Raw genomic sequence first — 13,396 nt, 5'->3', positions numbered from 1 at the left:
CATGAATTACGACCAGTATTTTCTTAAGTCCGAGCTTCTGCCCGCCGTCGTCCAGGAGGCGGGGACGGGAGAAGTCCTGATGCTCGCCTATGTCAACAGGGAGAGCCTGCAAAAGACCTTTGAAACCGGCTATACCTGGTTTTACAGCCGCTCCCGGCAGGAACTTTGGAACAAGGGAGCGACCTCGGGACATCTGCAAAAGGTGCTGGAGATATATGCAGACTGCGACGACGACACCTTCCTGTTTATCGTCGAGCAGACCGGCAACGCCTGCCACACCGGCGCCCACAGCTGCTTCTTTAAAAAACTCAAATAGGAGGAAATCCGGATGAACGATACGCTGCGAGGCCTTTACGATGTGGTCTGTGACCGCAAGAAAAACCCCAGTGAGGGTTCCTATACCTGCTATCTCTTTGAAAAGGGCAAGGACAAAATCCTGAAAAAATGCGGTGAGGAATGTGCGGAAACCATCATCGCGGCCAAAAACTGCGACAACGACGAGCTCAAAAACGAAATCTGCGACCTGCTTTACCACCTGTTGGTGCTCATGGCAGAGTGCGATCTGCCCCTTTCCGAAGTCATGGACGTGCTGGAGGAGAGAAGAAAGAAGATTTCCAACCTCAAGGTCATGAAAAACGTGGACCGCAATACTTAAATCGGTCAAATACGACATGTAAAGTATTTTGTCTTTACATGTCGTATTTTGTGCAGATTTGCCCTTGTCATGGGAGCCCATCCGTGCTATAATCATGAACAAAGAATGAAGAAAGCAGGTGGCCCTATGAAAGAGCGCAAAACCAAAAAAGTGATCGGTGTCGTAGCCGCTGTGGTTGCTGTGGGCGCCACCCTCTGCGCTGCTATCGTGCGGACCCAGGCCCTTGTGGGCAGTCTGCTGGGGGATATGACCACCTTTTAACACTAGTAAACAAAAAGCCGGACGAAAATTCGTCCGGCTTTTTTGCGTACTGAGACTAGTGAATTTTTCCCTCCTCAAATTCGCGTTGAAACCACACATCGGGGACGGTGAAGGTCTTCCCGTCCAGGTAGGAGAGGATACCCGCATCGGTCGAGAAAGAGAAGGTGAGCGCATAGGAATAAAGCGCCTGATACCGAAAGCCGGTGTCCCGATTGTCCCGGTTGCGGCCGTATTTGGTGTCGCCCAAGAGAGGGTGGCCGATGTGGGCCATGTGGGCCCGGATTTGATGGGTGCGCCCGGTGATGAGATTAACTTCCAATAGGGAAAAGCGTCCCTTCTCGTCCAGCACCCTGTATTTGGTCACCATGGTCCGCCTCCCGGGCGCCGGGCTGTCAAAGACCTCCACCTGGTTTTTATTTTCGTCTTTGACCATATAGGCGCGCAGGGTGTCGGATGGCCGGGGCAGTTGTCCGTGGACGATGCACAGATATTTTTTATGGAGCTCCCGGTCCTTGATCTTCTGGTTAAGGATGCGCAAGCTGGCGGCGTTTTTAGCGGCGATGACGATGCCGCCGGTGTTGCGGTCGATGCGGTTACACAGCGCCGGGGCAAACACATGCTCCTCTTCCGGGCGGTATTCACCCTTGTCGTAGAGATAGTGCTGGATGCGGTGGATGAGGGTGTCCACCTGTTCGCTCTCGTCCTCGTGGACGAGAAGCCCGGGCTTTTTGTCGGCTAAGAGGATGTTGTCATCCTCATATAGAATATCGACGACGGCGGGCGCCAGGAGAAAGCGTTTTTCTTCCGGCGCGTCGCTGAAAAACTCGTCGGAGATATAAAGGCGCAGCACGTCCCCTTCTCTGAGCCGGGTGGAAATTTCACACCGCTTCCCATTGAGCTTGATTCTTCTCAGCCGGATGGATTTATACAGCAGCGATTTGGGGAGCCGGGGAAGGACCTGGGAGACAAAGCGGTCCACCCGGTTGCCCTCGTCGTTTTTGCCGATCAAATACTCACGCATGGATGTTCCTCCAGTAAAAATCAGTGGAATATATTATAGCATAATTGGACGGCGAAATGGTATTTTGAGCGAAAATCTTCGCATTGTGCCTTTTCAAAAGGGGGCGCTTGGTTTATAATAGGGACAGTTGTCGACGTTTTTCGGCGGAGCGCTGAAAAAGGCGGTCGAATCAAAGTAATTTGACAGGAAAAGGATGTAGTAAACAGATGATTACGAGAGAAAGAGTTTTGGAAGTCCTCAAAGAAGCCGGCGTTTTGCTGGAGGGCCATTTTCTGCTGACCAGCGGCAAGCACAGCAACCGGTATCTCCAGTGCGCCAAAATTTTCAGAAATACCAAATATTCCGAGGAGCTCTGCGCGGCGCTGGCGGAACAGTTCAAAGACGCTGGCGTAGAAGTCGTCATCGGCCCGGCCATGGGTGCGGTGCAGATGGCCTATGAAGTCAGCCGGCACCTGGAGTGCGAAAACTTTTTTGCCGAGCGCGAGGACGGTAAAATGACGCTGCGCCGCGGTTTTGTTGTCAAACCGGGTATGAAGGTTTTGCTGGTGGAGGATGTGGTAACCACCGGCGGTTCGGTCAAAGAGGTCATGGAGCTTGTCCGTGAGGCGGGCGGCGAAATTGTGGGCGTGGGTTCCATTGTGGATCGCACCAATGGCAAAATGGACTTCGGCGTGCCTTTTAAATCCGTCATCGCCGTGGACGTCCAGGCGTGGGAGCCCGACGAATGCCCGCTGTGCAAAGAGGGAAAAGTGGAACTGGTCAAACCCGGCAGCCGTAAACTACCGGTCAAAAAATAATCGACGCGATATCTCATCACAATGCTGGCCGCCGCTGGCAGTCAGGAGGAAATGATGGAAGAACAGCTTCACACCAACCACAGGGAGCGGATGAGAGATCGCTTTTTGAAAGATGGGCTGGACTCTTTCGAGCCCCACAATGTCCTGGAACTTCTCCTGTTTTATGCCCAACCGCGGGGCGATATGAACCCTTTGGCCCACCGGCTCATCGACACTTTCGGCAGTTTGTCCGGCGTCTTGGACGCCGCGGTGGAAGATCTGCGCGGAGTCAAGGGGATGGGAAAGAATACGGCGGTTTTTCTCAAGATGATTCCCCAGATTTCCCGCTATTATCTGAATGATAAATACCAAAACGGCTTTATTATCGACAGTACCCAGCGGGCCGGGGAGTTTCTCCTCCCCAAATTTGTGGGCCGGACCAACGAAGTGGTGTATCTCGTCTGTCTGGACAACAAGGGCAAAGTGATCAACACAACCCAGGTGATGGAGGGGAGCGTCAACGCGACTCAAGTTTCTGCCCGCCATATCATCGAAATCGCCATCCGTACCAACGCTACGGCGGTCATCATTTCTCACAACCATCCCAACGGCGTCGCCATCCCGTCGGGCGCTGATGTGGCGACCACTCGGGATCTGGAACAGGCTCTGCGCCTAGTGGGGATTCAGCTGATGGACCATATCATCGTAGCGGAGGACGACTTTACCTCTATGGCCGACTCCGGTATCATTTCCCGGCGGATCTAGTGAGTTTTCACAGGGGTAACCGTGTTTGTTTTGCGCTTTATGTCCCTCATGGGCGATAATCTTTTTGTTATGACCTGCGAAGCCTTTCCTTTGGGGAAGGCTTTTTTCTTAGCAATTTTCTAAAGCCTGGACTAAGAAGGGGATTTGCTGTAAAAGCTAAAGGCAAAGGGTCAAGGAGGAATGAAGATGCAAGCACTATGGAGAGATCAGGCGGACCTGCCCCAGTTTCCAGCGCTATCAGGGGACTATGAGGCGGAAGTTGCCATTATCGGCGGCGGCATGGCTGGTATCCTGACGGCCTATCTACTCAGGGAGCGGGGTGTGGAAGCCGTCGTCCTGGAGGCGGACCGGGTGGCCAGCGGACAGACCCAGAACACTACGGCCAAAATCACATCCCAGCACGGGCTCATCTACCACAAGCTCATGGAAACAATGGGGGAGGAGCTGGCCCGGCAGTACGCGAAAGCTAATGAGGAAGCCATTGCTTCCTACCGCGACATCATTGCCAAAGAAAACATCGACTGTCACTTTGAAGAAAGGGACGCCTATCTGTATTCGTTGCGGGAAATGAACCCTCTTGTACGAGAGGCGGAAGCGGCGGCTAAACTAGGGATTGCGGCCTCCTTTACCACCCAGACGGAGCTGCCCTTTCCCGTCCAGGGGGCCGTCCGCTTTGAGGGACAGGCCCAGTTCCACCCGCTGCTCTTTTTGCGGAGCATTGTGGAGGGGCTCTCCATCTTTGAGCGGACCCGGGTGCAGACTGTGGAGGAGGACCAACTTGTCACCGACAAAGGAACGGTCAGGGCCAAGCACATCGTCTTTGCCTGCCATTATCCTTTCCTCAACGCGCCCGGCTATTATTTCATGCGGATGCATCAGGAGCGCAGCTATGTCCTGGCGCTGGATCACGCCATGCAGGTGAAAGGCATGTACCTGGGCATTGACGAGGATGACGGTTGGTCGCTGCGCAGTGCGGAAGGGCTTCTCCTCTTTGGCGGGGGTAATCACCGCACCGGGGAAAACCGCGGGGGCGGAAAATACAATATGCTCCGAAAAAAGGCTGGGGAACTCTGGCCCCAAAGCGAAGAGCGTTATCACTGGTCTGCACAGGACTGCATGACGCTCGACATCGTCCCCTATATCGGGCCCTATGCGTCCTCGGCGCCAGGTTGGTATGTGGCTACCGGCTTTGAAAAGTGGGGGATGACCAGCTCCATGGCGGCGGCAACAATCCTCACCAACCTCATCTGTGGCGGGCACAGCCCCAACTCGGAGGTGTTTTCTCCCCAACGATTTACTCCCGGTGCTTCCGCCAAGAATTTCCTCAAGGAGGGAGGCCACGCCGTCCGAGACCTCTCCCGGGAGATTTTCGCGCCGCCCCGTGCCGTCATCGAGGACCTTCCTATGGGTCACGGCGGCGTTGTGGAGGTGGATGGGCAAAAGGTGGGCGTCTACCGGGACGAGAACGGGGAGGCCCATGTGGTAAGCGTCCGCTGTCCCCATCTGGGGTGCCAGCTGGAATGGAACCCCGACGAAAAGAGCTGGGACTGCCCCTGCCACGGCTCCCGGTTTGATTTTACCGGAAAGCTCATCTGCGGCCCGGCCCAGGAACCCATCGCATAGCGTAGATAAAAAGCCCGGCGGAATATTCCGCCGGGCTTTATTGTAGTACTTATTTTTTTCTGATAAAAAGGACGCCTAGGGTGTTGGGCCCACAGTGGCAAGAGATGGTGCAGCCGGCAGTCGTCTCATACACATGGGGAAAACGACCATACTGGGAAACGGCCTGTTTGACTACCGTCAGATCTTTTTCGGAAACGGGGGTGTGCGTGATAAAGAGCCGATCTTCGATGAGATCATCCCGGCCGTTCAAGCGCTCCTTGACGTAGCTTTCCAGACATTTGGCATAACTGCCCCGATATTTTTTACCCACCTGCATTTTACCGTTTACCACTTCGATACAGGGTTTGAGCTTTAAAAGGTTGGCACCCAGCGCCATAACCATGGAACAACGCCCGCCCTTGACCATATAGTCCAGCCGGTCGAGAAGGAAACTGGTTTCCACCCGGTTGGTCAGCGCCCGGAGCTCCTCGCATAAATTTGCAACGTCGGTGAGATCCCGGCACTCCTGTGCCCGTTTGCAGGCCTCCATGACGATGTGGCCCTGGCCGGTGGAAAGGTTTTGGGAATCCACCACAAAGACATTGTCAAAATCCTGAGCGGCAAGGGTGGCGTTTTGATAGCAGGAGGAAAAACCTGAGCCCAGATTGACATGGATGACCGCGTCGTACTGGGCCGACATTTCAGAAAAGAGGGCGCGGTATTCGTCGATGTTGACGGCGCTCGTGGAACACAAATCCCCGCCCGCGTCCACATGGGCGAAAATTTCCGCTGGTGAAATATCCACCCCGTCCCTAAAGTTTTCCCCATTTTTGATGACGGTCAAAGGCGTCAAGGTGATATGGTATTCTTTGATGAGTTCCTCCGACAGGTCACAGGTGCTGTCGGAGGTGACTTTGATCTTCATGATGTCCCCTCGCTTTTATATGATCCTGTTTGTTTACAAATAAGGACTAGCTGTCCCGCTTTTTGCCCCAGAAGAAGAGGGCCACCGTTCCCGGTCCAGTGTGGCTGCCGATGGTGGTGCCCACGTGATTGATTTCCACCCGTCCCGAAAGCTTGGGAAAACGTGCCTCGATCAGATCGGCCACCGCCCTGGCGTCGTCATAGCAGGCGGAATTAGAGATATAACATTTGCCGCTGTAGTCGAGACCGCCGTCGGCGTTTTCCTCCATCCGCTTGACAATTTCTTGTATGACCCGCTTTTTCGAGCGGATTTTGGAGCGGGGAATCAATTTTCCCGTGTCACTCATATTGAGCAGGGGACAAATGCCCAGAATGGTTCCCACAAAGCCGGAAGCCTTTGAGATTCTGCCGCCTTTGATATAGAAGGTGAGATCGGTGGAGAAAAACCAGTGGTGTACTTCCAGCTTGTGCGCTTCGGCCCAGGCAGCCAGTTCATCGATTCCCATGCCGGCGTCCCGCAGGTCGGCAAGCTGATCCATGAGTAGTCCATACCCGGAGGAGGCGCCCAGGGAATCCACCACATAGATCTTCCGGTCGGGGTAGCGCTCCATGAGTTCGTCCCTGGCGGCGTTGGCGGAATTGTAGACCCCGGAGATCCCGCTGGACAGGCAGACATGAAGGATATCCTGCCCCTGTTCTAAGAAGGGGGTAAAATAGTCGATGAACTCATCCACGTTGACCTGGGAAGTCTTGGTTTGCGCGCCATCTTGCATGGCTTTATAAAAATCCGCAAAGGGAATGGACTTTCCCAGATCGTCATCGTATTGTTTTCCGTCCAGATAAAAGTGAAAACAGATATAGCGAATGTCCCGCTGTAAAAAATGCTCTTCGGTTAGGTCCGCTGTGGAACAACAGCTAATCACATAAGGCTCCATATACTTCTTCCTCGCTTTCCGCACGCCGGTGTCTGACCGTCGCACTTGGCTGTGGTAAATGCCGCAGATACCTTTTTATTATAACGTATCATGGTAGCTCATTGCAATAATAAATTCGACAAACAGAGAAGAAAACTATATAAAATGCCGATGGACACAGGATGGGTATCTGAGGCTTTGCAGCTTAGTTGATGAAGAGGCCCACCCTTATTGTTCCCCGCACTCCATGTAGGACCTTCATTTCTGTACATGATCCTTAGATTGACAGCTAGATAAGCGCTTTTTCTGCAAAGTCGAGCTGCAAAAGCAACTTCTTGGAAGCCGCCACACCCGCATGGAGGCGTTCAAAAATCAGGGCGGCAATGCGCGTTACATCCCGGCATTCGAGGGCCTTTTCTAGCTCAACGGCACAGCGGCTGCAAGCTTCGTTCTTCTCCGGCCTCCGGTCGAAGATGCGCAGGGCGTGGCCCCAAAGGAGCAGCGCACTGAGTTTCTCATAGACTTCCCGGATGAAGGGGGAGGGGCTGCGGCCACCGATAAACTGGATGCAGACCCCAGGCAGCAGAAAAATCTGTCCTGCTTCTTTAATTTTCTGAATTTGGTCGGCCAATGCCCTATATCCATGGCCATCCATCGACGAAAAGGTGTGTTTTGTCACGTCTTGACAGGTCAGAGCACAAAGCTGATAGGCTTGCAGGAACAAAAGCAGATTCTTTTGAATTTGCGGACACGAAAAATTGGGAGGTGTTTTGCATCCTTGAGGAATGACCCTGGTGCCTACGCCGTTGATCGTCTCGGTGATACGGATTTGGCCCAAAAGTGCGAGTGTGCGGCGCATAGTCATGGAGGAGACGCCGTACTCCTTGGCCAACGCCTGGCAGGAGGGGAGCAATTCCCCAGCCCGATAAATGTTTCCATCAATTTTTCTTATAATTTGAGCGGCAACGGTATAGCATACCTGGGGACGGTCCCGGTAAATCTGCCACACAAAGGGAGTTTGCTGCACGTCTGCCTCCCGGTCAAAGGCGGTGTGGAGCCGCCGCAGAAACATTTGCACGACGTTACCGTTAAAGTTTGCCATCTCAGCCACGGCTTCATCGAAGCGTTCTTTCCGCGCGAAGGAAAGGATCCGTTTGATGTGGGTAGCCGCCTCCTCGTTAGTTTGGCCAAAGTTGGCGGGTTGGCGCAGATAGGGGAGACGCATGTAGCGCACCACTTCCCAATAGAGGTTAAGGGCTAGCGGGTTTTGGAGCTGCTGTATCGCCTCCGCATAAAACCTGCAACCTGTTTGGCCTCGTGCCCCTCGGCCTTTTTCAGCTGCAGCAGAATTTGGCGAATTACGGCAGGGTTCTGGCGCCGAAAAGCGGTGGCTGCAATGGGGTCAAAAATAATGCCGCTGCATCGGCAGATGTCGTCCATTCCATCTTTTCGCGTTAAAAAGGTGGCGGCATACCGGCGTTCCAACTGTCCCACCTGCCGGTAGATGACGGTAGCGGCCCGCCGCTCTGCGGTTTTGATATACCCCTCATCTTCCAACCGGGAAAAAGCGGTGCGCACTGTTAGGGCGCTGACTTGAAAGTGGCGGCGGATATAGCTAATGGAGGGCAAGGAATCCCCATATCCATAATAACCAAATTGAATCCGGGAAGTAAAGTAATCAAAAATAATATCTGTCATACTGCTTTCCATGATCGCTTGTTCCTTCCTGTTTTTATTACTTTTATCATTATAACATGGATAAGGCTGGAAATCTATTTTAATGGATCCACCCTTCCCAAGCCACCGGTTTTCCGCATACAAAAAGCCGGTGCCATTGCGAGCGCCGGCTTTTCACCCTTAAAGGCGGAGGCCTTTGATGTCCTTGATGCGGGAAAGGATGATGTTGGTGGAAAGGGAAGTAACCCCTGGCAGGCTGTCTATCACACCGGCTAGGAAATCCTCCATTTCCTGCTGCCCCGCCGCAACGGCATGCACGTGGAGTTTGCTTTTCCCAGAGACCCGGTAGATCTGCGTCACAATCTCACAGCGATTGAGAATGCCGATGACCTCCTCCAGACAGGCCGGTTGCGTTTCGATCTCAAAGTAGCAGGAAACGGCTCCATTCATCCTTTGGGGGTTAATGACGGTGGTGTATTCTTCAATAATCCCCCGTTTTTCCAGTGCGCTTACCCGCGCGGCAACCGCGACCCGGGAAAGTCCCACCGCGCTGCCGAGATCCGAATAGGAAATGCGCGCATTGTGAATGAGCAGCTCCACGATGCGGCGGTCCATCTCGTCCAATCCATCCAGAAACATCCTGCATTCCTTCTTTCTACATTATGATGATACATGATTGACATTAGAAAGTCAATTATGTATTATATAAACGAAACGAAAGAGTAAACTTTCTAATCGTAAGGAGTGCGAGAAGTGCAACGAGATTTGACACAAGGGAACGTAACCCGTTCCATGCTGTTGTTCGCCCTGCCCATGATTTTAGGCAATTTATTGCAGCAGCTCTACAACGTCACCGACACCCTCATTGTGGGCCGGTGCATCGGATCCGATGCTTTGGCGGCCGTGGGGGCCTCCTTTACCCTGATGACGTTTCTCACGTCCATTTTGCTGGGACTGTGTATGGGCAGCGGCGTATTCTTTTCCATGTGCTTTGGCGCCAAGGAGGAGGAGCGGATGAAGGAAGGCATTTTTGTTTCCTTTGTGCTGATTGCGGGACTTACCGTACTCCTAAACCTCGGGGTCATGCTCCTTCTGGATCCCATACTCCATCTGCTTCAGGTGCCGGCTGAGGTGTACGCGCCCACCCGGGAATACCTATCGGTGGTCTTGTGGGGGCTGGGCTTTACCTTCCTGTATAACTTCTTTGCTTCCCTGCTGCGGGCGGTGGGAAATTCAGCGGCGCCTCTCGTCTTCTTGGGGGTATCCGCCCTCTTGAATGTGGGGCTGGATCTTTTCTTTGTCCTGGCGCTAAACCGAGGCATCGCGGGGGCGGCGGAAGCGACGGTGATTGCTCAAGGGGTATCGGCCGCATGCATCGTTTGGTATACCTTCCGCAAGACCCGCCTAATGCGGCTACATAAACGGCATCTTCGATTCCGGCAAAGGACGGTGCGCAACATTCTTTCCTATTCTCTGCTTACCTGTGTCCAACAGTCGGTGATGAATTTTGGTATTTTAATGATTCAAGGGCTGGTTAACAGCTTCGGAGCCGCGGTAATGGCCGCCTTTGCGGCCGCCGTGAAAATCGATGCGTTTGCCTATATGCCTGTCCAGGACTTTGGTAATGCTTTTTCCACCTTTATCGCACAAAACCATGGAGCAGGTGAGGAAAGGCGCATACGTGCGGGCATTCGCTCCGCCGTGGTTACAGTCTTGCTCTTTTGTGTGGCAATATCCGTCCTGGTCTTCGCCTTTGCAGGACCCCTGATGGAGATTTTTGTTGACCCGGCCCAAACGGAAATTGTGGCCATCGGTATGGGATACCTTCGCATCGAAGGAGCCTGTTACTGCGGCATCGGTTGTCTATTTTTATTTTATGGCCTTTACCGTGGCATGGGGCGTCCGGGCATTTCCGTGGTGCTGACGGTGGTATCCCTGGGTATCCGGGTGGTGTTGGCTTACTTGCTGGCCCCCATCCCCGCCATCGGACTCCAGGGTATCTGGTGGGCGATTCCCATTGGCTGGGTAATTGCCGACGGGGTGGGGTTTGCTTACTACCGAAAAATCGGCAAAAGTGGGCTCACGTACAATCATGGCTAAATAGGAACGATAGCGGATGAAAAAGATTGCCGACAAAACCGGCTGACAGCGAAATCGCCGCGGACCGCAAATCGAAGGAAAAAGATTCCTTTATGGGGGACTATGTCGTGGATGTTTTCCCTTACTTAATAAAAAAATAGCCGCAGTAGCGGCTATTTTTGCGCATGGAGGGCAAAGCGCTTGGCGCGAATGCTCTACGCATTAATTTTTAAAGCAAAACTAAAAAAGCATGGGAAAATTCCCATGCTTTTTGCTTTGGGACAAGCAGGCATGTTTATTCACGGGCAAAAGAAAAATACTAGGAAGGAATGGGCAAAGAGAGTGCAGGTGAAGTAATTTGTGGAAAACGATGGGGAAGGCAGCGGCCGCTATCGCCGCGTTTTTTCTGGTCATATTTCTTTCTCGTTTGTGGGGTTCCGGCTTTTGCCAATGGATGCAGCGGGAGCACCCGTCGCTTCTTTACCAGTACGCCTCCGGCGGAAAGTTTTCCGGAGACGTCTATTTTTCGGAGGAAGTGCTCCGCCAGACCGGGGTACCACAAACGCTGACCGGCATATCCCTGGAAAAGGACCTGATCGGCCGAGCGGGACAAATCAGCCGGGAACAGTGGGAAATCGCCCACCATCTTGCCGGTAACCCTATCTATTTGGCGCATCTTCGCCAAATGGGAACCAGCCTTTCAGAGCTCTTTTCCTTTTATGAGCGTCTGGCTGGTGTGCAGGACGGATTGATTTATGCCTGCCGCTATCTGTTGTTTTTGATGTGGGTGGTGTTTCTGCACCTTCTGATGCGCTGCCGCCCCGCCCTTTATTTTGCGATGGGCGCCCTGTGCATTCTGGCGACCTGCATCAAGCTCTCCGGCAAGCTGGCATCGGTCTGCCTCTTTGGCTCCTCGACGGTCAACCAGTTTTTGTCCGACGGGCTGCTTCCGCCGCTGTTGGAAGCAATGCTCACCTTCCTCATCTTCGACATCACCATCGCCTCCATGGAAAAGGTGCGGCTGGGGCACAAAGTCGAATCGCTCTACCGGGATCTTCCCGCTCTGGAGACGCTGATCGTCCATCTCTCTGGGGCGGTGGAAGTACGGGGAGAATACCGCAGTGATTTTTCCCGGCTCTTGCCCAACTTTCACGACTATCTCTCCCATGGCAAGCGCACGAGGAAAAAGGCGCTGCGCCTCATGCAGGCCATTGAGAGCTTGGGGGACCCTCATACCAACCGCACCTTTTTGGAGGCGGCGGTGGAGCTTCGCACCCTGCTGCCCGGGAAATAGGGAATATCAGGACGACAGAGCGGAGAGAGACATGCCGTGTTTCCCGGCCTTTCGAGGTTCTGGATAATGCTTGGAAATATACCACTGGCACAGAAGCATGGAGAGGAAGGAAGCGGCGGGCGCGGCAAAGCCGATGTGGAACATGGACGGATGCTTGGCATGGATGAGAAAATAGGAGGCGGGGATGCGCACCAAAAAGGTGGTGGCCAAGCTATGGACCAGTGGGAAGAAGGAATGGCCGCTGCCGCTGAGAAACGCGTTCATGCAAAAGACAAAGCAGACCAGCACACAGTCTAAGCTGTAAGAGCGCAGGTATAGCGCGCCCTGGGCGATGACCTGGGCATCGACGGTGAAGAGTCCCACCAGAGCGGGAGCGTCCCACTGGGAAAGCCCTAGACAGGCCAGGCCGAAGATTAAGGATAGGCCGATGGCAATCCAAAGGCAACGCCTGGCCCGTTCCATCAGCCCCGCCCCGTGGTGCTGGGCGGTCATGGCGGAAAGGGCCGCGGAAAAGGCGGTGGTGGGCAGCATGCTGAAGACGATCAGCTTTTCCACCACGCCCACCGAAGCGGAGGCGATGAGACCCAGGCTATTGATCATAGCGGTGATGACTAAAAAGGAGATATTGACAAGGCCCTCCTGCAACGCGATGGGAAGTCCTGCCGACAGGACGCCCTTGGCCGCATAGAGTCGGAATCGCGGCCCGCTACGCCGGTATTTTTGTAGAAAGCCCTTGAAGGCCAGGTAGAAGACGGCGAGCACTAGACTGATGATTTGGGCGAGGACGGTGGAAATGGCGGCGCCTGGCGCGCCCCAACGCATGACGCCGACAAACAGCAGATCGGTGGACACGTTGATGATACAGGCCACGGTGATGAGAATGAGCGGGGTCCTCGAATCTCCGAGCCCACGAAGGATACCGCTGACCACGTTGTAGCCTACAATGAACAAAATCCCGCTGGCGCAGATCAACAGATACTGCCGGGTGGTCTCCACCGCCTCGGCGGGGACCTGCATCATAGAGCAGATGGGGCCCAGCAGCAGGATGGTACCGGCGGTGAGCGCTAAGGAAATGAGGGTAAAGACGATGACCATGGTCTTGATGGCATGGGCGATATTTTGCCGCTCTTTCGCGCCGAAATAGCGGCCGATGAGCACCGTGCCGCCGGCGGTGAGCCCGATGGAAAGACCGGTGATGGTCTGCATCACTTGTCCGCCGGTAGCCACGGCGGAGACGCCGATGGAGTCGGAGAAATGTCCGACCATGAAGAGGTCCGACGCGCCGTAACACGCCTGCAAAATATTCGATAACAAAAAAGGCAGGGAGAAACGCAGTAAAGTTGAGAAGGGGCTCCCTTCCGTCAGCAGCTTATGATTGGCCATGGCTCGCCCTCCATCCATTATGAAACAGACAGGCCGGCTTGGCCT

The 13,396-nt window shown here is 54.0% G+C and carries 16 protein-coding genes; 9 read left to right on the top strand and 7 right to left on the bottom strand.

Annotated features, from left to right (window positions below; translation table 11 throughout):
• Position 1: 1 nt before the first annotated feature.
• From hisI to H8709_RS02340, 3 genes are all read left to right on the top strand, one after another.
• Positions 2-316 (top strand): phosphoribosyl-AMP cyclohydrolase, encoded by a 315-nt coding sequence (hisI, locus tag H8709_RS02350; RefSeq protein ID WP_262396760.1) that lies wholly within the window; start codon positions 2-4, stop codon positions 314-316.
• Positions 317-328: 12 nt separating this feature from the next.
• Positions 329-655, top strand: a complete 327-nt coding sequence (gene hisE, locus H8709_RS02345; RefSeq protein WP_262396759.1) for a phosphoribosyl-ATP diphosphatase — start codon at positions 329-331, stop codon at positions 653-655.
• A gap of 126 nt (positions 656-781) precedes the next feature.
• Complete coding sequence (locus tag H8709_RS02340) at positions 782-916, top strand: hypothetical protein (protein ID WP_262396758.1); 135 nt, start codon at positions 782-784, stop codon at positions 914-916.
• 55 nt (positions 917-971) lie between these two features.
• Here H8709_RS02340 and H8709_RS02335 read toward each other — a convergent pair whose 3' ends face one another.
• A complete protein-coding gene (locus H8709_RS02335) occupies positions 972-1,937 on the bottom strand; it encodes an RluA family pseudouridine synthase (RefSeq protein ID WP_262396757.1) in 966 nt (321 codons plus the stop codon).
• A 206-nt stretch (positions 1,938-2,143) separates the two neighbouring features.
• Here H8709_RS02335 and pyrE point away from each other — a divergent pair, with 206 nt between their 5' ends.
• The 3 genes from pyrE to H8709_RS02320 all read left to right on the top strand — a co-directional run bounded on the left by pyrE (position 2,144) and on the right by H8709_RS02320 (position 5,101).
• Positions 2,144-2,734, top strand: coding sequence for an orotate phosphoribosyltransferase (pyrE, locus tag H8709_RS02330; RefSeq protein WP_262396756.1), 591 nt, complete (start codon positions 2,144-2,146; stop codon positions 2,732-2,734).
• Positions 2,735-2,788: 54 nt separating this feature from the next.
• Positions 2,789-3,478 (top strand): JAB domain-containing protein, encoded by a 690-nt coding sequence (locus H8709_RS02325; protein WP_262396755.1) that lies wholly within the window; start codon positions 2,789-2,791, stop codon positions 3,476-3,478.
• A gap of 186 nt (positions 3,479-3,664) precedes the next feature.
• Positions 3,665-5,101: an FAD-dependent oxidoreductase gene (locus tag H8709_RS02320; protein ID WP_316248737.1), complete on the top strand. Its 1,437-nt coding sequence runs from the start codon at positions 3,665-3,667 to the stop codon at positions 5,099-5,101.
• Between the two features lie 49 nt (positions 5,102-5,150).
• On the opposite strand, the gene H8709_RS02315 is transcribed toward H8709_RS02320, so the two are convergent.
• The 5 genes from H8709_RS02315 to H8709_RS02295 all read right to left on the bottom strand — a co-directional run bounded on the left by H8709_RS02315 (position 5,151) and on the right by H8709_RS02295 (position 9,234).
• On the bottom strand, positions 5,151-6,005 hold the full coding sequence (locus H8709_RS02315) for a DegV family protein (protein ID WP_262396753.1): 855 nt from the start codon (positions 6,003-6,005) through the stop codon (positions 5,151-5,153).
• A 46-nt stretch (positions 6,006-6,051) separates the two neighbouring features.
• Positions 6,052-6,939 carry a DegV family protein gene (locus H8709_RS02310; RefSeq protein WP_262396752.1) on the bottom strand — a complete coding sequence of 296 codons (888 nt, stop codon included), beginning with the start codon at positions 6,937-6,939 and terminating at the stop codon, positions 6,052-6,054.
• A 268-nt stretch (positions 6,940-7,207) separates the two neighbouring features.
• A complete protein-coding gene (locus H8709_RS02305) occupies positions 7,208-8,143 on the bottom strand; it encodes a winged helix-turn-helix domain-containing protein (protein WP_262396984.1) in 936 nt (311 codons plus the stop codon).
• A gap of 32 nt (positions 8,144-8,175) precedes the next feature.
• On the bottom strand, positions 8,176-8,739 hold the full coding sequence (locus H8709_RS02300; protein WP_262396751.1) for a GntR family transcriptional regulator: 564 nt from the start codon (positions 8,737-8,739) through the stop codon (positions 8,176-8,178).
• 36 nt (positions 8,740-8,775) lie between these two features.
• Complete coding sequence (locus tag H8709_RS02295) at positions 8,776-9,234, bottom strand: Lrp/AsnC family transcriptional regulator (RefSeq protein WP_262396750.1); 459 nt, start codon at positions 9,232-9,234, stop codon at positions 8,776-8,778.
• 114 nt (positions 9,235-9,348) lie between these two features.
• On the opposite strand from H8709_RS02295, the gene H8709_RS02290 reads away from it, so the two are divergent.
• The 3 genes from H8709_RS02290 (at position 9,349) to H8709_RS02280 (ending at position 11,968) form a co-directional block, all read left to right on the top strand.
• Complete coding sequence (locus tag H8709_RS02290) at positions 9,349-10,695, top strand: MATE family efflux transporter (RefSeq protein WP_262396749.1); 1,347 nt, start codon at positions 9,349-9,351, stop codon at positions 10,693-10,695.
• Between the two features lie 189 nt (positions 10,696-10,884).
• Complete coding sequence (locus H8709_RS02285) at positions 10,885-11,031, top strand: hypothetical protein (protein WP_262396748.1); 147 nt, start codon at positions 10,885-10,887, stop codon at positions 11,029-11,031.
• 1 nt (position 11,032) lies between these two features.
• The gene (locus H8709_RS02280; RefSeq protein ID WP_262396747.1) at positions 11,033-11,968 is read left to right on the top strand and encodes a hypothetical protein; all 936 of its coding nucleotides are present in this window, start codon (positions 11,033-11,035) and stop codon (positions 11,966-11,968) included.
• A gap of 6 nt (positions 11,969-11,974) precedes the next feature.
• On the opposite strand, the gene H8709_RS02275 is transcribed toward H8709_RS02280, so the two are convergent.
• Complete coding sequence (locus tag H8709_RS02275) at positions 11,975-13,351, bottom strand: MATE family efflux transporter (RefSeq protein WP_262396746.1); 1,377 nt, start codon at positions 13,349-13,351, stop codon at positions 11,975-11,977.
• Positions 13,352-13,396 lie beyond the last annotated feature (45 nt).

Source organism: Zongyangia hominis (assembly GCF_014385095.1).
Taxonomy (GTDB): Bacteria; Bacillota; Clostridia; order Oscillospirales; family Ruminococcaceae; genus Zongyangia; species Zongyangia hominis.
This window is presented reverse-complemented; position numbering and strand designations above follow the sequence as displayed.